Genomic DNA, 21389 nt, shown 5'->3' on the forward strand with positions numbered 1-21389 from the left:
TACTTTAATACCAACCATTGGTCAACCAGAAGTTTTTAGCTGCAGACCATGATCCATAGCGGTTAACGACATATTGATTGGCTACTTTCTCCTGATTTTCAGGTGATAAATCTCCATTTAAATACGTGATTGTTAACTGATATCGACCATAATATTGGCCATTTTGTGCTGTATAACTGCCGCTTGATTCTTTCTGAGCAATCCATTCTTTAGCCGCAGCATCCTCTGCACTCAAGCCATTTGATGCAGAACCCGTCGTTGTTGCTTGTGTAGTGTCAACTTTACTGGTGGTAGCTTGCTCAGTTGTCTGTTTAGTTGAGCTAGTTTCTTCAATCTCAAGAACTTGTCCAACTGTAATGAGATTTACATTGCTAATCTTATTTTTCTTAGCAATTTCATCAACAGTGGTGTTCTTTTCCTTAGCGATAGCAGATAAGGTATCCCCTGACTTTACAGTGTAAGATTCTGCACTGGCGAGGACAGGAATAAACATTCCTGATAATAAGCTAAGTTCGATAACACGTTTTACAAACATTTTTTTATTCATGGTTTTACACTCCTTTTCTGTATGCTCTCTATCTTACAGAAGAAATGTTTCGGAAATTTTATGAAATCACGTCAAATGTTTCAACAATGTGTTAGCGAGAATAAATAACACCTCAAATAAAATGGTTTTAAGTATCTTTTAAGTTTAAAACAAAATTTCCCTCTCAAATAGGAGAAAACAAGACCTAGATTTGTTATAATGAAAGAAAAGAAACCCTAAGGAGCAGACTGATGAATTCGCTTAAATTCCAATCCGTATTTGATATTATTGGACCAGTTATGATTGGACCTTCTAGTAGCCATACTGCTGGAGCCGTTCGTATTGGAAAAATTGTCTCTTCTATTTTTGGAGAGGATCCGACAGAAGTTGAATTTCAGTTGTTTAATTCCTTTGCCAAAACCTATCGCGGTCACGGAACAGATTTGGCCCTTGTAGCTGGTATTTTAGGCATGGACACAGATGATCCAAGAATTCCCAATAGTCTTGAAATTGCACATGAAAGAGGAATTCGAATCGTTTGGTCTATTCAAAAGGAGAGTAATGCTCCTCATCCAAATACGACGACCATCACGGTAAAAAATGAGCATAAAACTATCTCCGTCACCGGAATTTCTATTGGTGGGGGGAATATTCAGGTAACTGAGTTAAATGGCTTCGCAATTTCACTGAACATGAACACCCCAACTATTATTATCGTTCACCAAGACGTTCCTGGGATGATTGCCCATGTTACAGAAGCCCTTTCCCGCTATGATATCAATATCGCCCAAATGAACGTAACCCGCGAAAAAGCTGGTGAAAAGGCTATTATGATCATTGAAGTAGATTCTCGAAATTGTGACGAAGCGATTGAATTAATCCGTCAAATTCCCCATTTACACAATGTGAATTTCTTTCAATAAGGAGACCCCATGTTTTATTCAATTACAGAACTAGTTGAGCAAGCGACCCTCCACTATGAAGGAAATGTCGCAGAATTAATGATTGCTACCGAGTTTGAACTAACTGGCCGTGAGCGAGAAGAAGTTCTGACTCTTATGACACGTAATCTTGAGGTGATGAAAGAATCTGTCCACTTAGGCCTCAATGATCAGCTTTCTCGAAGTGGCTTGACAGGAGGAGATGCTGCAAAACTAGATCGCTATATTCAATCTGGAAAAGCCCTCTCTGACTATACTGTCCTAACTGCAGCCAAAAATGCTATCGCTGTCAACGAACACAATGCAAAAATGGGCTTGGTCTGTGCTACTCCAACAGCCGGATCGGCCGGTTGTTTACCCGCTGTTCTCACTTCAGCGATTGAGAAACTCCATTTAGATGAACACCAACAATTGGAATTCTTATTAGCGGCTGGAGCCTTTGGTCTGGTTATTGCCAACAATGCATCGATTTCTGGAGCCGAGGGAGGTTGTCAAGCAGAGGTTGGGTCAGCATCTGCTATGAGCGCAGCAGCTTTAACGCTAGCAGCGGGAGGAAGTCCCTACCAAGCTAGCCAAGCTATTTGTTTCGTCATTAAAAATATGCTAGGCCTGATTTGTGATCCTGTTGCAGGACTAGTTGAGGTTCCTTGTGTCAAACGAAACGCTATGGGAGCGAGTTATGCATATATTGCGGCAGATATGGCCCTGGCAGGAATTGAATCCAAAATACCTGTTGATGAAGTCATCGATGCTATGTATCAGGTCGGATCAAGCCTACCAACTGCCTTTAGAGAAACTGCTGAAGGTGGTCTGGCAACTACTCCAACTGGGAAACGACTACAACAAGAAATTTTCGGAGAGTAATCTATGAAGTATATATTTTTCGACTTGGATGGGACCTTAGTCGATAGTTCCGAAGGTATCGAGACCACCTTTCTACACACTTTTAACCTGCTGGGGGTTCCTGCACCTGATAAAGAGACTATTCGAACCTTTATGGGCCCTCCACTCGAGGTTACATTTACAAACCATGTTCCAAAAGAACTTGTCACAAAAGCTGTAGAAATCTATCGCACCTATTACAAAGAAACCGGCCAACAGCAAACCTACCTCTACCCAGGTATCAAAGAACTCCTTCATCAATTGAAGGAATTGGGTTTCCACTTATTCATCACCACCTCTAAAAATCAGGAAGTGAGTCTTGAAATAGCCCATTTACTAGGAATTAGTGATTACTTTGAAGGGATTTATGGTTCTATCCCTGGATCCATGCACAAAGCTGATATCATTCAGCGTGTACTGTTGGATCATGAAATTCCAAAAGATGAGGCTTGTATCGTTGGGGATACTAAATTTGATATCATTGGAGGAAAAACCATTGGCATTCATACAATTGCAGTCAGTTGGGGTTTTGCTCCTCTAAATCAATTAAAAGAGGAAAGTCCTGATACCATCATAGATTCTCCCCTAGATTTACTCACTCATTTAAGTTGATAAAAGAGGTTTACAAAATTGTAAACCTCTTTTTTGTATAAAATCACGCTTGGGTAAGACTACACATCGGTCATCAAGGTTGACGAATACTATCGTACCTCTTTACAACTCTTTCCCGCACTTGTCAAGATAAGAAACAAAATAAAAAGAGGGTTCCCCCTCTTTTTTAGTATCCCCAAGCTGAAAGTCCTTGGTTTGAATAGGCATTATAAGCTGCTTGGATTTGATCATCAACTGTAGCAGTTGAACCCCAACCTGGCATTGTTTGGAAAAGACCACTAGCCCCAGATGGGTTTGCTGCGTTCACTTGACCATTTGATTCGCGGGCAATAATTGCTTCCCAAGTTGATGCAGGAACCCCTGTCATTTCAGCCATTCGAGCTGCTGCATAAGATCCAGTTTCTCCAGCAGTATTTCCATTTGCAAGTACAATCCCATTTCCAGAATTCGTAACAACTGGTGTCGCATTATAAGTAGCAGTAGTTGTTGTTTCTGCTGCAACTTGATTTGTAGAAGCTCCAGCTAATGGTTCCTGACTTGCTTTGGCAGTATTTACTTTGTTGATCAATGAGTTTGAACGTTCACCCAACTCAATAATTTGACCAGCATGGATCAAATCTTGATTGCTGATTTGATTCAATTCAACAAGCTTTTCGATAGTAGTGTTATTCTTAATCGCAATTTCTGATAAAGTATCACCATTTTTTACTTCGTATGTTTCAGCATTCACTACCACACCAGTAACAAAAAGTGAAAGAGCTGAGATAATAGAAGTTAATGTCCATTGGACTTTTTTTGTGTTCATCAATACATTCTCCTTTCGAACATAATACTATCTTACACATTAAATATTACAGTTAGTTATATTTTATGTTACAAAGGTTACAAAAACATGTATTTTTCATGCAAAAAACGCTATAAATAGCGTTTTTCTTCATCTTTTTAGAAAAAACACCCTATATGTAGTGGTGGTATTCTAATATTTTAACCAAAAAATGATAGCACCAACTGCCACTATAGATAGAATAGCTATACTATCTAAGGCTTGCCATTTTAACTGCCTGTATCGGCTTCTTCCCTCTCCACTTTTATAACCTCTTGCTTCCATGGCAATTGCAAGAGCATCTGCACGTTTAAAACTTGATGCAAACAAGGGAATTAAAATCGGTATAAAAGAGCGGATTTTCTGAAGGAGATTTCCTTCTCCAAAATCAACCCCTCTAGCTCTCTGTGCATTCATAATGCGAATTGTATCATCCATCAGAGTGGGAACAAAACGGAGGCTCATAGACAACATGAGCCCAATTTCATGAGCAGGAACTTTGATCATTTTAAAAGGAGTTAACAATTTTTCTACTGCATCTGCTAAGCTTAAGGGTGTGGTTGTCAGCGTTAAAATCGTTGAAAATACAACAATGAGAATAAAACGACAAAAGATCACACCAGCTTGCGCAAGACCTTTATCCGTTACAGTCAAAAAATAAAATTGAAATAAAGTCTTACCACCAGTCGTCGCAAACAACTGAAAGAGGGTGGTGAATGCGATGATAAAGACCATAGATTTCAAGCCATTAATAAAAAAACGAAAGGGGATTTTAGCAATCAAAATCAAAGCAAGGGCAAATAAAAATAACAGGGCATTTGTCATCACATTATTAGCCCAAAACAAAATAACAATTAATAAGAAAAGTCCCAGTAACTTTGCTCTTGGATCCATACGATGGAGAATGGAATTACCTGGTACATATCGTCCTAAAATCATACTATTCATGTCCAATTAACTCCTTAAACTCCTGTAAAGTGATTGGTAAAATTGGCAAAGATAGTCCTTTTTGACGTAAACGCCAAGCAAATTTCGTCACTTTAGGTACACCTAATTGAATATTTTCTAACCCTTCTACATCCTGAAATACGTCCCTTGGGTGCCCAGACCTCACAATTCGTCCTTTTTCCAAAACATAAACAAGATTTGCGTATTCTGCCACATCTTCCATAGAATGACTAACAAGAACGATGGTCATGCCAGCTTGATGAAGTGACGCAAATAGCTTCATTAATTCCCGTCTGCCTGAGGGATCCAAGCCAGCTGTCGGCTCATCCAGTACCAAGATTTCAGGTTCCATCGCTAAAATGCCTGCAATAGCAACCCGTCTCATTTGTCCTCCAGATAATTCAAAGGGACTCCGTTCAAACAACTCTTCAGAAAGACCGACTAAAGTCAATTTCTCCTTGGCAATGCTTTCAGCTGACTCTTGGTCTACTCCAAAATTTTGAGGACCAAAAGCGACATCTTTTACCACAGTCTCAGCAAAAAGTTGACTTTCTGGAAATTGAAAAACAAGACCAACTTTCTTCCGAAGGTTCTTTAACTCTTTTTGAGAGGACTCAGAATCAATGTGTAAATCATTCATTTGCACTTCCCCTCGACTAGGTAAAAGCAGACCATTTAATAATTGGAGAATGGTTGATTTTCCACTTCCAGTATGCCCAATTAGAGCTGTATAAGAACCGCTTGGGATTTCCATATTCACATCAAAAAGAGCCGCTCCTTCAAATGGAGTTCCTTCTTGATAGGTATAACTAAGCTGTTTTAAAGCAATTCCCATAATAGTTTTTCTAGCTCTCCTTCAGTCTGATAGGTTTCTCCGACTGGAAAACCTTTTTGATGTAAAATGCTTCGCAATCGATTCGCGAAAGGTTCTTCTAGTCCAATTTCATCTAAATCATCTCGAGAAAAGAGTTCTCTTGGAGTCAGATCCAAGGTCGCTTTCCCTTTTTCAAAGAGAATAACCCGATCACTTAGGGAAACTTCCTCTAAATCATGGGTAATAGAAATAACCGTTAAACCGTATCGTTCTTTAACTTCTCGAACCGTACGAATCAGTTCCAAGCGTCCTTCAGGATCCAACATGCTGGTCGCTTCATCCAAAATAATGATTTTAGGTCGTAAAGCAATAATTCCTGCAATCGCCACCCGTTGCTTTTGTCCACCGGATAACCTAGCTGGTTCTCGATCCTTAAACTCATCCATGCGAACCATTTTCAAAGCTTCATCTACTCGTTGAACCATCTCATCTCTTGGAATCCCTTGATTTTCCAATCCAAACGCCACATCATCTTCTACAGTAGCTCCAACAAATTGGTTATCCGGATTCTGAAAAACCATACCAATCTCACTACGTTTATCCCAAACGTTTTCAGGAGTTAGCAAATCTCCAGAGATATAGATTTCACCCGATTCAGGTTCCAACAAACCATCAATCAAACGAACCACTGTTGATTTACCACTTCCGTTATGTCCGATAATGGATAACCATTCACCATGTTTCACGTGAAACGAAATATCATTTAACTGATGGTTCTCATCTGTTTTTTGGTATTTAAATGTAAGATTTCGAACTTCTATAATATTATTCATTTATCTAAAGGTATCTTTAAAGAGGTAGGCACTGCCTTTAAAGTATTCATATCCAGAGTAGACTGTAAAGATTAGCGCAACATAAAGCGTCAATTGGCCCAATAAATCCCAATGAAAGAGAAGGAAAATAATGGAAAACATTTGTGAGAAGGTTTTAATTTTTCCAGGCATAGCTGCTGGCAAAACAACTCCTCCTGTTTCAACCAATAACAGACGGAGGCCAGTAACAGCTAATTCACGGCAAATAATAACTGCCGTAATCCAGGCCGGAACCATCTTTAATTCAATCATCATGATAAAGGCAGACATGACAAGAAGCTTATCAGCCATAGGATCTGCAAATTTTCCAAAGTTACTAACAACGTTCCATTTACGAGCTAGATAACCGTCTAAATAATCGGTGATACTTGCAACAGCAAATACGATAGCTGCTGCTACATGCCAGCCATAACTTTTGCCAAATATTAGCATCAAAATAAAAATGGGAATAAACACAATTCGAATCAGTGTTAAGGCATTAGGAATATTTTCTTTTTTCATTCTAGTCTCCTTACTAGTTTACATAATAGTTTACATCTAATTGACAAAACCGACCTCGATTTAATTCGACAAAATCATCATTCCATTCTTTTCCCATTATTTAGGAAAAATGATAAAGTCCGTCATATCACAAGCGTTGACAAAGTCTCGCCCAACCTTTACAACGTCTTGTAAAGAAATACTTTGTAAAATTTTTGGAAGGTCAAATAGATTTTCACCCGTCTCAATTGGATTAAATTGAGTAGCAATATAATCCAAGGAATTCAAACCATGTAAAAAATCACCAAACATTTCGCTTTTAATCGTATCCAAATGCTCTTGAGTCACATCGGGATCTTTCTCAAAATTCTTTATGGCAGTTCTGAACTGATGTGATATACTGACAGGTTCAGAAGTATCCATCGTTAACATCACAAAGTGAAACGAAGACTCGACTTCAATTTCTAATGTCAAGGAGTTGTCAAGTTTACCAACTTCATAAAGCGACTGAAATCGTTTGGATGTCCACCCAAACATCATTGCAAACAATAATTTGAGGATAATCTTGTAGCGATACTGGTACATAGGAGGAATTTGATTTCTTCCACGAATTCCAATTGCTAATTTTGGTGAAGCAACTTCCATCCGACTTGTCTCATTTTGAACAACTGGATTTAAGTCTACAGGTGAAATGTGAGGAAGAGGATTTGAAGAAGTTTTCATCTCAAATTCAGAAACAAGGTTCACAAGACTGTCAAGATCAAAATTTCCGACAACTACTAGATACATGTTGGATGGTTGGTAGAATAAATCGAAATTATCCTGTAAACTCTCTTCATCAATTTGAGAGAGAGAAGCTGTAGTACCTGCAATATCTTGGGCCAATGGTGTATCTGGATAGAGATTCGCCAGCGCCCTAAAGAATAATTGATAGTCAGGACTATCTTGGTACATTTCGATTTCTTGTTGAATAATCGATTGTTCCTTCTTTAGAGAATCCTTTGAGAGATGAAGAGACTGTGTCATCTCCAGTAACAATTTCAGACTTTCATTGACATACGAGGTAGTCGAAAAGAGATAACTGGTCTGCGTAAAGCTAGTAAAAGCATTACTTTCAGCCCCCAGCCGTACAAAATGTTGTAAATAATCTTGACCGTCTTGATCTTCAAATAATTTATGTTCAAGAAAATGTGCAATCCCTGCTGGAAATTCTTTTACACCTTCTACTCCATCCATTGTAAATCTTGTGTCAACTGAACCGAATTTAGTAGAAATGATTGCATAGCTTTCATTAAAATCCGTTTTTGGAATTAAATATAACCTCAATCCATTTTGGAGAGTTGTCTGATAAACGCATTCTCCAACAGCTGGATACTCTATTTTCTCCAAATCTTTCTTTATCATTCTCTTCCTTCCATAAAATAGACCGCTTGTAATTTGAGTGATTTGGCAACAGCCATAATTTCATCTTTCGTCACCAGTTGAATGGCTTGAATCCAATCATCAATTGACAAGAACTGTTTTCCTAAAGTGGATTTTAGATAAGCTCTTTCAATCAAGGTGCCAGGTCGATCCTGCGACAATTTTGCAGCATTTATTATCATTTCTTTTGTCAAGCGCAACTCTTCACTGGTAAACTTCCCTCTCTTAAAGTCACTCACTTGACGACTCATCAGAGTCATCGTCCGGGTTCTATTTTTTCTATCAATCCCTGCATAGATACGCATAAAATGAGAAAAAATATCAAAATGGCTGGAGATAGTATAAGCCAACCCTTCTTTTTCTCGGATGACTGTAAACAATTTTGAGTGAGAGAAAGTGCCCAGTAAACCATTTAAAACAATTAAAGCAAAATGCTCTTTCTCTCCATACTGAACAGGAAAGTGATAACCTAATTCTAAAATAGATTGATGAGTCTCTCGCTGCTCCAGTCCTTCTCTGACAACATTCGAGAAAGATTGTGTGTAAAAAAGGTTGACATTAGATTTACGAGGTTGTAAACCAAAGTTACTGATCTTTTCAATGACCGCTAGTTCATTGAAATCACCCATAAAGAAAAAGTCAATCAGATTTGTTTGAAGCATTTCTTGAAATGCTTGATAAGCTGACTCTTCATCCTCATTCTGAATCTGCTGGACACTTCCATACTTACTTAGTTTCATGTCAGCTTGATCATAAAACAACCGATTCAATTGTTGGTGAGCATAATAAAAATGATTTTCAATTTCTGCTTCTAGTTCTGTGATAAGATTTTTTTTCTCTACTAAAAAAGTTTCTGAATGAAAGCATCCATTTTCTGCAAGAGGAGCATTAAGAGATACCTTTAATAAATCCAGCATCTGATCTGTCAAGACATTTTTCTTGCTCAAAAAAGCATCACGGACATAGGATAAATTAATATCAACGTAGTGTGTTTGGCCGCGTTTTGAAACAGAAGTAGAAAAATTGGCTCCATACAAGTTCGCCAACTGTTCTCTAAATTGCTGAGAAGTTGGGTAAAGTTGATTGGCTGTTTCGATCATGCGTGAGGCTAAAACACGTCCTGCTATTGTTTCTTCAGAAAGGGGGGCCGAGAATCGCACTTTTATCTCATTGGTCTTAAATTTTTCTGATTTCATAAAATGGATTCGAACACCAGTAACTAATTCCATCGTCATCCTCGTTCTAACAAATATTACTCTTCATTATATCATGAAATCCCAGTAAAATCTTTCCCAGACAGATTAAAAAACGTTTACACTGACTCGCCCTATTTTAGGTTTTTCATCCTTTTGTGGTATAATAACAATCATTGAGGTGAACTATGAACTATAAACTTTTTGATGAATTTATCACATTACAAGCTCTATTTAAAGAACTGGGAATCATCCAAAGCGGTGGAGCTATCAAAGCCTTTTTACTTGAAAATCAAGTAGAGGTCAATGGAGAAGTGGAAACCAGAAGAGGACGTAAATTACGAGTAGGAGATACAATCAAAGTAATTGGTGATAAGGAAATCGTAACGATTACGCAACCTAGTCCAGAAGAAATTGAAGACTACCAAGCGGACAAGCTAGAAAAAGAACGCGTTGCTCAATTAGTGAAGAAATTAAACAAAGAACAGAAACAAAAAAAAGACACAAAACCAAAAAAGAGGAGAACAAACGGAAACCCGTTCGTTTCCCAGGGACATAATATGTGGCTTAAATCCATACATATTCAAAAATTTCGAAATTATAAAGAAGTAGAACTCCAATTCCACTCCGGTTTGAATATTTTCTTAGGTCAAAATGCTCAAGGCAAAACCAATCTCCTTGAGTCTATCTACTTTTTAGCCTTGACGCGTAGCCATCGGACTCGTTCCGATAAAGATTTAATTCATTTTCAAGAGGAACAATTTACCGTTTCAGGAGTGTTAGAAAAAAAGACAGGCTCTATCCCTCTAGAAATTTCCTTATCCTCAAAAGGAAGAGTCACTAAAGTGAACCACTTAAAACAAAGCAAGTTATCAACATATATCGGTAACATGAATGTGGTTCTCTTTGCTCCAGAGGATTTACAACTCATTAAAGGATCACCCTCTCTTCGTCGCAAGTTTATTGATATTGATTTAGGGCAGATGAAACCCGTTTATCTATCGGATTTAACAGCCTATCATCATGTTCTAAAGCAGCGCAACAGTTACTTAAAAACGGCGAACACAGTAGATCCAACCTTTTTAGATGTTTTAGATGAACAATTAGCAGATTATGGTAGCCGAGTCTGCATCCATCGGAAAGTTTTTCTTAAAAAATTAGAAAACTTTGGCCAGGAAAAACATTTTGAAATTTCCAATCAAGCTGAAAAACTCACCATTCGGTATGACTCCTCTGTTCCTTTTCAAGATGAAGAAACACTTCGCCCAACTTTTATCAAATTACTACGAGAAAATCGGACCAAGGATCTCATCAAAAAAACAACCAGTGTCGGTCCTCACCGAGATGACATTAGTTTTTACATCAATGACATGAATGCGACTTTTGGTAGCCAAGGTCAGCACCGCAGTGTTGTTCTTTCATTAAAACTAGCAGAGATTTCATTGATTGAATCCTTGACGAATGAAAAGCCTATTTTACTCTTAGACGATGTCATGAGTGAACTTGACAACAATCGTCAACTACATTTACTAGAAGTTATCTCTCGTGACATCCAAACATTTATTACAACTACAACTCTAGATCACCTAAAAGACTTGCCTGAAGACTTAAAAATCTTCAATATTCACTCAGGTCAAATTGACGAATAATTAACAGTGTTGTCAATTTAAATTTACATCTTTTTGACACAATAAAAGTGTGAAATCATAGAATTTCACACTTTTTCTTTTTTATTGAACGGAGTAGTTTGGTGCTTCGTTGGTAATTTGAACATCATGTGGATGACTTTCTTTCAAACCTGCCCCGGACATTTCAACAAATTGCGCATTTTCATGCAATTCTTGAAGGTTGGCAGCTCCAACATAGCCCATACCAGAACGAATACCACCAATCATTTGGAAGACGATATCAGCTGCTGATCCTTTATAAGCAACCCGACCTTCGATTCCTTCTGGAACCAATTTGTTGGCTTCATTGACAGAACCTTGGAAGTAGCGGTCACTAGATCCCTTCTTCATAGCTGCAATGGATCCCATACCACGATAGGTCTTAAATTTACGTCCTTGGAAAATTTCAGTTTCACCAGGAGCTTCATCTGTTCCGGCAAACATGGAACCAAGCATAACTGCATGACCACCCGCAGCTAAAGCTTTTACAATATCTCCAGAATACTTGATTCCACCGTCAGCAATGATTGTTTTTCCATATTCACGCGCGACAGCAGCTGCATCATAAATCGCAGTAACTTGAGGAACCCCAACACCAGCAATTACACGAGTTGTACAGATTGAACCAGGTCCAATTCCAACCTTAACAACGTCAACACCTGCATCATAGAGAGCACGCGCTCCTTCAGCTGTAGCAATATTACCTGCAATCAAAGTGCGGTCTGGGAAATGAGCCCGAATTTCAGCAATCTTACGAAGAACCCCTGCAGAATGACCATGGGCCGTATCGATCACAATCGCATCTGCACCAGCTTCAAACAATGCTTCTGCACGCTCAAATGTGTCAGAAGTAACACCCACCGCACCTGCTACTAAAAGACGACCAAATTCATCTTTAGCTGCATTTGGAAACTCAATGACTTTTTCAATATCCTTAATGGTAATCAAACCAGACAAACGACCATTCTCGTCTACCAATGGCAACTTTTCAATTCGGTGTTCTTGGAGAATCCGTTCAGCGGTCTCTAAATCAGTACCGACTGGTGCAGTTACTAGATTCTCGCTCGTCATATGATTTGAAATTGGTTGATCATAATCAGAAATAAAACGCAAATCGCGGTTGGTCAAAATCCCAACTAGTTTACGATTTTCCATGGTTTCAACAACAGGTACACCACTGATACGGTAGCGTCCCATGAGTTCATTGGCTTCAGCAATGGTATGTTCAGGTGTTAAGAAAAATGGGTCAATGATAACGCCGTTTTCAGAGCGTTTTACTTTACGAACTTCATCTGCTTGTTGGGTAATGGACATATTTTTGTGAATAACGCCAAGTCCTCCAGCACGCGCAATGGCAATAGCCATTTGGCTTTCAGTGACTGTATCCATTGCAGCTGTGATGATTGGGATATTCAACACAAGGTTATCCGCCAATTTTGTACGAAGATCTGCATCGTTTGGTAATACATGACTTTCAGCTGGAATGAGCAATACATCATCGAAGGTATAACCTTTTTTCAAAAATTTAGTGTCCCAATTTGACATTCCCATTTTCCTCTTTTCTTTCTTTTTGAGCCAAGCTCGTCTTTTTTGATTGATAATATCATACCATTCTAAGATAATTTGTCAATCATTTGTACAATATTTCAAAAAGAGGTGTTGAAACCTCTTTTGAATCATTTATTGTATTAGATCATCTTCATATCAAGAGCTTATTTGAAATAGTTCAAACCCATAGCAGACTTGACTTGATCGAGCGTTTCTGCTGCAACAGAACGAGCCACTTCACTACCCTTTTGAAGCATATCATAGACTTGTCCCATATCTTTAGCGAATTCAATTCGGCGTTCGCGAATAGGTCCCAACTCTCTCTCTAGAATCTCTAAAAGATAGCGTTTGGTTTTAACATCACCTAAACCACCCCGTTGGTAATGCTCTTTCATGTCTTGAATAGTCGCCTGATCTTCTTCTTTTCCAAAAACATCCAAATAATGGAAAACCATATTTCCTTCGATTTTTCCTGGATCTTCGACACGAATATGCTCAGGGTCCGTGTACATACTCATCACCTTTTTCTTCAAGGTGTCCATATCATCCGCTAAATAGATGCCATTCCCAAGAGATTTAGACATTTTGGCATTTCCATCCAGACCAGGCAAACGACCCGCCGCCTCATTTTCTGGGAAAATTCCCTCTGGTTCAACCAAGACATCACAATGATAGGCATGATTAAAGGAACGGACGATTTCACGTGTTTGCTCAATCATGGGCTTTTGGTCGGTCCCAACAGGTACCAGATTGGCTTTAAAAGCGGTAATATCTGCTGCTTGAGAAACAGGATAAACCAAGAAACCAGATGGAATAGACTCTCCGAACCCTTTTTGAGCAATTTCTGTCTTAACGGTTGGGTTGCGTTCCAAACGTGAAACAGAGACCAAATTCATGTAATACATGGTCAATTCCGCTAGCTCAGGGATTTGACTCTGAATAAAAATGGTTGATTTATTTGGATCCAATCCAGCTGCTAAATAGTCTAGAGCAACGTTTCCGATGGATTCGACAATGGTTTGTGGGTCTTTAGCATGATCCGTTAGGGCTTGCTGGTCTGCTAAAAAGACAAACATCTGGTACTTGTCTTCGTTTTGCATAAGAACTCGATTCTTCAATGAACCGACATAGTGTCCAATATGGAGTTTCCCAGTCGGGCGATCTCCAGTTAAAATAATCGGCTTAGTCATTTTTCTTCCTCCCTGAAGTACAAAATAAAAGCCCACGCATAGCAAAAACTATGCGAGGGCGTCTGAGACACGGTGCCACCTCACTTAGAACAACATCTGGTGTTCCCTCTGGCTCATCACAAATGAGCTGCACATAAGGCCTGCTAGCCGAATCTCTATTGGTTCAGATTCTATTTGAATATCAGTCCATTTCATGCTAGTTCATTGCTTATTTTCAGCGACCATAAGCTCTCTAAAAAACGAATCTAGACTACTCTTCTGATTGATTTTCATTATATAATGACATCAAGGGAAAGTCAAGTTCTTCTCTCTTTTATCCTCCATAATCATCTCCCTCAAATGCTTAAGGGTATTCATTGAAAAATCAAGCGTTTTCTAGTAAAATAGGCTTATATAGACAGAAATAGAGGAGAAATATACGTGCTTACAGTTACAGACGTCTCACTACGTTTTAGTGATCGAAAATTGTTTGATGATGTCAACATCAAATTTACAGAAGGAAATACCTATGGTTTGATTGGGGCCAATGGTGCTGGGAAATCAACCTTTTTAAAAATTTTAGCTGGGGATATTGAACCAACAACTGGTCACATCTCTCTTGGTCCAGACGAACGTCTTTCTGTTCTGCGTCAAAATCACTTTGACTACGAAAATGAGCGTGCCATTGACGTCGTTATCATGGGAAATGAAAAACTTTATAGCATCATGAAAGAAAAAGATGCTATCTATATGAAGGAAGATTTTTCAGATGAAGATGGTGTCCGTGCAGCAGAGCTTGAAGGAGAATTCGCTGAACTAGGTGGTTGGGAAGCAGAAAGCGAAGCTTCACAACTCCTCCAAAACCTGAATATTCCAGAAGAGCTCCACTACCAAAATATGAGTGAACTAGCAAATGGGGATAAAGTGAAAGTCCTCCTAGCCAAAGCTCTCTTTGGTAAACCAGATGTCCTTCTTTTGGACGAGCCGACCAACGGTCTTGATATTCAATCCATTACCTGGCTAGAAGATTTCTTGATTGATTTTGAGAATACTGTTATCGTTGTATCCCACGACCGTCACTTCTTGAATAAAGTCTGTACTCACATGGCCGACCTGGACTTTGGAAAAATCAAACTCTATGTCGGTAACTATGATTTCTGGAAAGAATCATCTGAACTGGCTGCCAAGTTGTTAGCAGATCGTAATGCCAAAGCAGAAGAAAAAATCAAACAATTACAAGAATTTGTGGCTCGTTTCTCTGCCAATGCTTCAAAATCTAAACAGGCAACTTCGCGTAAAAAGATGCTTGACAAGATTCAGTTAGAAGAAATTGTCCCATCTAGCCGGAAATACCCATTTATCAGCTTTAAAGCTGAACGAGAAATCGGGAATGATTTGTTGACAGTAGAAAACTTATCTGTAAAGATTGACGGTGAAACTATACTTGACAACATCAGCTTCATCTTGCGTCCAGGTGACAAGACAGCTCTTATCGGACAAAACGACATCCAAACAACTGCCTTGATCCGCGCTATTATGGGTGAAATCGAATATGAAGGAACTGTCAAGTGGGGTGTCACAACTAGTCGCTCTTACTTACCAAAAGACAATTCAGCTGACTTTGCAGGTGGAGAGTCGATCCTTGACTGGCTCCGTCAATTCGCAAGTAAAGAAGAAGATGACAATACCTTCCTTCGTGGATTCCTCGGACGTATGCTCTTTTCTGGAGACGAGGTTAACAAGCCTGTAAACGTCTTGTCAGGGGGAGAAAAGGTGCGCGTGATGCTTTCAAAACTCATGCTTTTGAAGTCAAACGTTCTTGTACTTGACGATCCTACAAATCACTTGGATTTGGAATCTATTTCAAGCTTAAACGATGGATTGAAAAACTTCAAAGAATCGATCATCTTTGCCAGTCACGACCATGAGTTTATTCAAACACTTGCCAACCATATCATTGTTCTTTCAAAAAATGGTGTCATTGACCGGATTGATGAAACCTATGACGAATTCTTAGAAAACCAAGAAGTTCAAGCAAAAGTCAAAGAACTTTGGAAAGACTAAGAAATCACTCAAAATGATCAAAAACCCTGGAACCTTTGTTTCAGGGTCTTTCAATAGACCATATGAAATTTAAAAACTATTTATCACACCCCATCATATTTTACTTTACAGCTTTTTTACTTCCCTTTACAATCTTATTTTTTGTCTACCTCAGTCAAGGTATTTATTGGGGTAGTGAGACTTCTCCTTTATTAGGCGATGGTTTTCATCAATACGTTATTTTCGACGTTACCTTACGAAATATTTTACACGGAACCGACAGCCTTTTTTACAGCTTTACAAGTGGACTAGGCTTAAATTTTTACGCTCTTTCTAGCTATTATTTGGGCAGTTTTTTATCTCCCTTTGTCTTCTTCTTTGACAGTTTATCCATGGTTGATTCCGTCTATCTCTTTACACTGATAAAAATAGGATTGATAGGGTTGTCAACTTATCACTCCATTAAAGGAATCTATCCTCAACTACAAAAATTCTTGATCCTTTCACTGTCAACTTCATTTGCTTTAATGAGTTTCTCTATCAGCCAGATTGAAATCAAAACCTGGCTCGATGTCTTTATTTTAGCTCCTCTCATTCTGTTAGGTTTACACCGTTTAATGACTCAGAAGAAGCGTGTCCTCTACTTTACAAGCTTGACTATCCTCTTCATCCAGAATTATTATTTTGGATTTATGATGGCTATTTTCTTAACTTTATGGTATTGTACGCAGCTTTCCTGGAACTTAAAAAAAAGAATATCTTCCTTTTTAGACTTTACAATTGTGTCAATTTCAGCTGGGATCACTAGCTTAATCATGATTTACCCCACTCTTTTAGATTTACGAACTCATGGGGAAAACTTTACTAAGATAACAAGAACCTTTACAGAAAATAGTTGGTACTTAGACGTCTTTGCAAAAAACTTAATTGGTAGCTTCGACACAACAAAGTATGGGGCTATCCCAATGATCTATGTTGGTCTGTTCCCGTTTTTACTTGCCTTTCTATTTTTCTTTGTCAAATCGATTCGGTTTCACGTGAAACTAGCCTATTTGACTTTATTAGTCATTCTTATTGCAAGTTTCTATTTACAAGCTTTAGATTTATTCTGGCAGGGGATGCATGCTCCCAATATGTTTCTTCACCGTTATGCCTGGCTATTTTCATTGACTATTTTGTTCATGGCAGCAGAAGTCCTCAATCGGATAAAAGAAATCAATTGGCAACGCCTATGTCTAGCTTTTAGTCTAGTTAGCATTGGATTTATTCTCACTTTTATCTTTCGCAAGCACTATCATTTCTTAACAAGCAGTCATTATGTATTGACACTAGAATTTCTTCTTGTATTTTTTACTGTGACACTTGCCTTTACAGTTCGTAAACTTTCTTATACAATTTTTTCTGCTGTGATTCTTTTCTTCTGTCTGTTTGAAATCAGTATCAACAGCTATTATCAGATGGATGGGATTGCAAATGAATGGGTATTTGCAGCTCGTTCTTCTTATCAAGGAAAGATTCCAGCAATTGATAAGTTGACATCAAGTTTACGGGATGATCAAGATTTTTACCGAACAGAGATTCTCCAGCCTCAAACAGGTAATGACAGTATGAAATACAATTTTAGAGGGATATCCCAATTTTCATCTGTCAGAAATACAGATACCAGTTCAACCTTGGACAAGCTTGGTTTTAAATCAGATGGAACGAACTTAAACTTACGCTATCAAAACAATACTTTACTAATGGACAGTCTGTTCGGGATCAAATACAATATTACAGATAGAAATCCTCAAAAGTTTGCTTTTCATAAATTGGAAACTCAAGGAAATCAAACCTTATATCAAAATGAAAAAGCTCTTTCACTAGCATTTCTAACAGCAAGTCCCTACAAGGATATCCAATTTTCTAATCTAACCTTGGATAACCAAAAGAATTTTCTCAATCATCTAACAGGCCAATCCTTGACCTTCTATCAGCGATTATATCCACTGAAAACTAGCTCAGACAATCCTTCTCAAGGACCTCAAAAGGCTAAAGTAGAAGCAGATAGTTTTCTAACTTATGCCAGTATCGAATATGAGCTCTACGTTCAAAATGATAGTCAACTTTATGTAAACCTTCCTTCTTTAGAATTTGAGAATGAAGATTATACCGACGTTGAAATCATCACGAATGGCCAAGTCAACCGCTATACAACAGACAATGTATTTCCCTTCTTCACCATTGGTCACTTTAAAGCAGGAGAAACTGTTAAGATTCGAATTGCCTTCCCTGAAAATTCGACAGTAACCTTCCAAAATCCAGAATTTTTTGCTTTGAACCTTCAAGCCTACCAGGAAGCCTTTGAAACTTTACACCAACAAGAAGTTCATGTGCAAACCAAAGGAAATACTGTCACTGCAGATTTTACAGCAGATCATCATACAAGTCTCTTTTTCACACTTCCTTATGATAAAGGGTGGACAGCGACGATGGATGACCAGCCTGTCCCTATTCGAAGAGCTCAAAAAGGATTCATGGCTGTTGATGTCCCTAAAGGAAAAGGACAGGTTATTCTACAGTTTATTCCACATGGGTTGAAAGAAGGAACCATCGCTTTTCTACTTGGAATTCTTTCCTTCGCTGGCTACAATGCTATTCGAAATAGATCTCAATCCTCAAAAAATCAGTAGAGATGCATCATAAAGAGGCTGGGACAAAAGTCCTAGCCTCTCAATTATCTTTGGATTGTCGAGCAAGACGCAGTGGTTGAGTGGGCTCTACTACGCTGATTTCATCAGCTTTTACAGCCCTACTCAACTGTGCGGAGGTGGGACGACGAAATCGAATTCTAACGAATTACCGATTTCTGTCCCACTCTCTTATTTTAAACAAAAAAAGCATCCCTTAGGATGCTAGTTTAGCTCCGCCAGTAGGACTCGAACCTACGACATCATGATTAACAGTCATGCGCTACTACCAACTGAGCTATGGCGGAATGAGATATAGTCCGTACGGGATTCGAACCCGTGTTACCGCCGTGAAAAGGCGGTGTCTTAACCCCTTGACCAACGGACCATGTCATTAACAGAACATATCCCATTATACCATCGATTCAAAAATTGTCAAGCCTTTTTCTGTATTTTATTTAATAATTTTTCGACCTTTTTCACCTGTGTACGAGAGACAGGGCAAGTTGTCTCCTCTTCTAACATCAAGAGTCTCTTGCGACGATCAAAGTTGACAATCATTCTTTGATTCACTAGATAGGACTGATTGGGACTGAAGAAATGATTGTCTACATCTTTTTCAAGTATATCCTTGATAGTCCCTAAAAATTCCTTTTGAAAATTCTTTCCAACAAGTCGTAATTTGTGGGAAACTCCAGTTGTCTCAATGTACAATATATCTCGATATGGAACTCGAATTTCCATATTTTTGAAACTATACTCAAAGAAATCAACGATATTTTTATTTTCAATCACATTCTTCTTCAAGTAGAGAATACATTCTCGAATTTTTTCTTTAAACAAGTTTTCATTCAAGGTTTTTCAATAAATTCGAGAGCTGATACCTTGTAACGATAGGTAATGGTAGCAAATTCCGATTTCGTCGTGATAAAGGCAATAATCGCAAAAGGATTAACTTCACGAATCATTTGAGCTGCCTTGATACCAGCTTTTTCATCCCCTTTGATATCAATGTCAAGGAAGAAAAGCTGATGAAAATCACCATTGGTTAGATATTCCTTTAGTTCAGTTATTTTACTGGTTGAAACAATATTTAATCGTAGGCCTTCCTCCTCAGCGATAGCTTTCACATGTTTCTCTACTCGAACTTGTTGAGAAATTTCGTCCTCTAGCAATACAATATTCATCTATCTTCCTTTCTCTCCAATAACTAAGCTCTGCGTAAATCTTCCATTGATTAATTCTGTCTCTAGAAAAATCGCAGCATATTCTCCAATAAGATCTTTTACAATCGCAAGGCCCATTCCTCTACGATCCCCTTTAGTTGAAAATCCCTTTTCATAGAGTCGATTCCAATTAATCGGCTCATCAGAAATAGAGTTCTTTATAATCAGATGCACTCCATTTGGCATATTAAAAACCGCTATTTGAACTTCTTTTTCTTGACTCATTTTAGCAGCTTCAATAGCATTATTGACTAAAATTCCGACAGTTCGTACGAGATCCAACAATCTCATTGGAACCTTTTCAATAATGTCTTCTGTTTCAAAGGTTAGTTTAACACCCATTTCCTCCGCATAAATCCATCCCCTACTTAAGATACTTCTCAAAGCAGAATCTCGAATATTTCCTAGGTCAAATCCTGTATATTCTTCTTTTTGGAGTTGGCCATAGCATTCCTCAAGAACATCTCTTTGAATTCGTTTAATATCATCAATATTCTCTTCCTCAATCGCCAAATTTAAGGAAGTGATAATATTTCCAAAATCATGACGAAAACCTTTTAATTCTAAATAGAGGCCTTGAATTTTATTCATATACTGTTCCATTTGGCGCTGTTCAAACCTCTTTTGCTTCAACTCCATTTTCTTTTCATAACGGTCTCGAACCGTCTTCATTTGAACCAAGGTTCCGACAAACATCAAGAAACAAATCGTTGCTACCATACTACCAAAACTATTGAAATGACCAATATCACTTATCCAATGAGAAGCATTCAATACTAAGGTTAAAATAAGATAACTAACAATCAATTCCTGGACAAATTGCTTAAAAACCCGCTCTTTAAAATAAAGAAGATTCACTTCGAGAATGGTTAATATCTTCATGATTAAAACAAGTGAGATAATTCGGATAGTCAAAAAATAATAGTCAGAACATTGATGAATTATACTATCACCAAAAACAGAAGAAGTGATTACAGATAAAAATGTATCTGTACTTTCAACTGCTAAATAAATGACGAATGAATATAAAATAGCTATCTGACGTTGAATATTACAAATAAAATAGTAATAAAGGTACAGAAACAGTGGCCATAGACATAACATTAGATAATCAATATTTAAATCAAAGTAATCTAAGACCGCTGTGATGACAAATACAGCAACAACACCAGATCCTAAAATCAATTGTTTACTATATTTATTAAGTTTTTGATCAATTTTTAAAAAAGATAAAAAAATTATAAAAATAGTTAAGATTAAAGATAGAGTATTTAGAAACATCAGTTTCCTCCCCTACCAAAAATTAGATTAATAAGTTCACCAACACTATTCTTTCTTCGTTTATCCCCTCCACAAATTTGCTGCAGTTCTTTTTCTGTAAGAACTTTAAATGCCTTAGAAACTGTTGATGGATTATTTTTCATAAAAAAAACTCCTTATAATTTATTTGGTTATTAAATTATTAAATTTAATATACATAAATTTTAGTAAAAAATCAAAGACTTTTTAACATTTCCGCTATTTGGTTCATTTTTACAGCTATTTGGAACGAAA

Annotated in this window: 18 protein-coding genes, 2 tRNA genes, 2 pseudogenes and 1 other annotated feature; of the genes and pseudogenes, 7 read left to right on the top strand and 15 right to left on the bottom strand. The window is 37.8% G+C overall.

The window, feature by feature from the left end; all coding sequences use genetic code 11:
- Positions 1 to 4: 4 nt before the first annotated feature.
- Entirely contained in the window at positions 5 to 547 is a 543-nt protein-coding gene (gene apf, locus N596_RS06915; RefSeq protein WP_023027418.1) for an aggregation-promoting factor, read from the bottom strand.
- Positions 548 to 777: 230 nt separating this feature from the next.
- On the opposite strand from apf, the gene sdaAB reads away from it, so the two are divergent.
- The 3 genes from sdaAB to N596_RS06930 are packed head-to-tail and all read left to right on the top strand — an operon-like array spanning position 778 to position 2961.
- Positions 778 to 1449: an L-serine ammonia-lyase, iron-sulfur-dependent subunit beta gene (gene sdaAB, locus N596_RS06920; protein WP_023024775.1), complete on the top strand. Its 672-nt coding sequence runs from the start codon at positions 778 to 780 to the stop codon at positions 1447 to 1449.
- Between the two features lie 9 nt (positions 1450 to 1458).
- On the top strand, positions 1459 to 2331 hold the full coding sequence (gene sdaAA, locus N596_RS06925; RefSeq protein ID WP_023024777.1) for an L-serine ammonia-lyase, iron-sulfur-dependent, subunit alpha: 873 nt from the start codon (positions 1459 to 1461) through the stop codon (positions 2329 to 2331).
- Positions 2332 to 2334: 3 nt separating this feature from the next.
- Positions 2335 to 2961 (top strand): HAD hydrolase-like protein, encoded by a 627-nt coding sequence (locus tag N596_RS06930; RefSeq protein ID WP_023027419.1) that lies wholly within the window; start codon positions 2335 to 2337, stop codon positions 2959 to 2961.
- Between the two features lie 166 nt (positions 2962 to 3127).
- Here N596_RS06930 and N596_RS06935 read toward each other — a convergent pair whose 3' ends face one another.
- The 7 genes from N596_RS06935 to yfmF form a co-directional block, all read right to left on the bottom strand.
- Positions 3128 to 3766 (bottom strand): LysM peptidoglycan-binding domain-containing protein, encoded by a 639-nt coding sequence (locus tag N596_RS06935; protein WP_023027420.1) that lies wholly within the window; start codon positions 3764 to 3766, stop codon positions 3128 to 3130.
- 171 nt (positions 3767 to 3937) lie between these two features.
- Entirely contained in the window at positions 3938 to 4732 is a 795-nt protein-coding gene (locus N596_RS06940; RefSeq protein WP_023027421.1) for an energy-coupling factor transporter transmembrane component T family protein, read from the bottom strand.
- Positions 4725 to 5567 carry an energy-coupling factor transporter ATPase gene (locus N596_RS06945; RefSeq protein ID WP_023024785.1) on the bottom strand — a complete coding sequence of 281 codons (843 nt, stop codon included), beginning with the start codon at positions 5565 to 5567 and terminating at the stop codon, positions 4725 to 4727. The genes N596_RS06940 and N596_RS06945 overlap by 8 nt, the downstream gene beginning before the upstream one ends.
- The gene (locus tag N596_RS06950; protein WP_023024787.1) at positions 5552 to 6379 is read right to left on the bottom strand and encodes an energy-coupling factor ABC transporter ATP-binding protein; all 828 of its coding nucleotides are present in this window, start codon (positions 6377 to 6379) and stop codon (positions 5552 to 5554) included. Before N596_RS06950 ends, N596_RS06945 begins: the two co-directional genes overlap by 16 nt.
- Positions 6380 to 6919 carry a CDP-diacylglycerol--glycerol-3-phosphate 3-phosphatidyltransferase gene (pgsA, locus tag N596_RS06955; RefSeq protein WP_023027422.1) on the bottom strand — a complete coding sequence of 180 codons (540 nt, stop codon included), beginning with the start codon at positions 6917 to 6919 and terminating at the stop codon, positions 6380 to 6382.
- A 96-nt stretch (positions 6920 to 7015) separates the two neighbouring features.
- Positions 7016 to 8302, bottom strand: coding sequence for an EF-P 5-aminopentanol modification-associated protein YfmH (gene yfmH, locus N596_RS06960; protein ID WP_023024790.1), 1287 nt, complete (start codon positions 8300 to 8302; stop codon positions 7016 to 7018).
- Positions 8299 to 9549, bottom strand: coding sequence for an EF-P 5-aminopentanol modification-associated protein YfmF (gene yfmF, locus N596_RS06965; protein ID WP_042361298.1), 1251 nt, complete (start codon positions 9547 to 9549; stop codon positions 8299 to 8301). Before yfmF ends, yfmH begins: the two co-directional genes overlap by 4 nt.
- Before the next feature lie 152 nt (positions 9550 to 9701).
- Here yfmF and N596_RS10370 point away from each other — a divergent pair.
- A pseudogene (locus N596_RS10370) lies at positions 9702 to 9836 on the top strand (RNA-binding S4 domain-containing protein); the annotation flags it as partial.
- A gap of 237 nt (positions 9837 to 10073) precedes the next feature.
- Positions 10074 to 11162 (top strand): DNA replication/repair protein RecF, encoded by a 1089-nt coding sequence (gene recF, locus N596_RS06970; RefSeq protein WP_042361444.1) that lies wholly within the window; start codon positions 10074 to 10076, stop codon positions 11160 to 11162.
- An 81-nt stretch (positions 11163 to 11243) separates the two neighbouring features.
- On the opposite strand, the gene guaB is transcribed toward recF, so the two are convergent.
- Together guaB and trpS are read right to left on the bottom strand one after the other, a co-directional pair.
- Positions 11244 to 12725, bottom strand: a complete 1482-nt coding sequence (gene guaB, locus N596_RS06975) for an IMP dehydrogenase (protein ID WP_042361445.1) — start codon at positions 12723 to 12725, stop codon at positions 11244 to 11246.
- Between the two features lie 167 nt (positions 12726 to 12892).
- The gene (trpS, locus tag N596_RS06980) at positions 12893 to 13918 is read right to left on the bottom strand and encodes a tryptophan--tRNA ligase (RefSeq protein ID WP_042361299.1); all 1026 of its coding nucleotides are present in this window, start codon (positions 13916 to 13918) and stop codon (positions 12893 to 12895) included.
- A gap of 51 nt (positions 13919 to 13969) precedes the next feature.
- Positions 13970 to 14194: a binding site (T-box leader), on the bottom strand.
- 144 nt (positions 14195 to 14338) lie between these two features.
- Here trpS and N596_RS06985 point away from each other — a divergent pair.
- Entirely contained in the window at positions 14339 to 15961 is a 1623-nt protein-coding gene (locus N596_RS06985; protein ID WP_023024800.1) for an ATP-binding cassette domain-containing protein, read from the top strand.
- A 62-nt stretch (positions 15962 to 16023) separates the two neighbouring features.
- Complete coding sequence (locus N596_RS06990; protein WP_023027427.1) at positions 16024 to 18612, top strand: YfhO family protein; 2589 nt, start codon at positions 16024 to 16026, stop codon at positions 18610 to 18612.
- A gap of 231 nt (positions 18613 to 18843) precedes the next feature.
- On the opposite strand, the gene N596_RS06995 is transcribed toward N596_RS06990, so the two are convergent.
- From N596_RS06995 to N596_RS09770, 5 genes and pseudogenes are all read right to left on the bottom strand, one after another.
- Positions 18844 to 18917 (bottom strand) — tRNA-Asn (locus N596_RS06995).
- An 8-nt stretch (positions 18918 to 18925) separates the two neighbouring features.
- Positions 18926 to 18997 (bottom strand) — tRNA-Glu (locus tag N596_RS07000).
- A 47-nt stretch (positions 18998 to 19044) separates the two neighbouring features.
- A pseudogene (locus N596_RS07005) lies at positions 19045 to 19796 on the bottom strand (response regulator transcription factor).
- A complete protein-coding gene (locus N596_RS10375) occupies positions 19797 to 21116 on the bottom strand; it encodes a sensor histidine kinase (RefSeq protein ID WP_023027428.1) in 1320 nt (439 codons plus the stop codon).
- Positions 21116 to 21259, bottom strand: coding sequence for a bacteriocin (locus N596_RS09770; protein WP_023024808.1), 144 nt, complete (start codon positions 21257 to 21259; stop codon positions 21116 to 21118). Before N596_RS09770 ends, N596_RS10375 begins: the two co-directional genes overlap by 1 nt.
- Positions 21260 to 21389: the final 130 nt, after the last annotated feature.

This window comes from Streptococcus ilei, from assembly GCF_000479335.1.
GTDB lineage: Bacteria > Bacillota > Bacilli > Lactobacillales > Streptococcaceae > Streptococcus > Streptococcus ilei.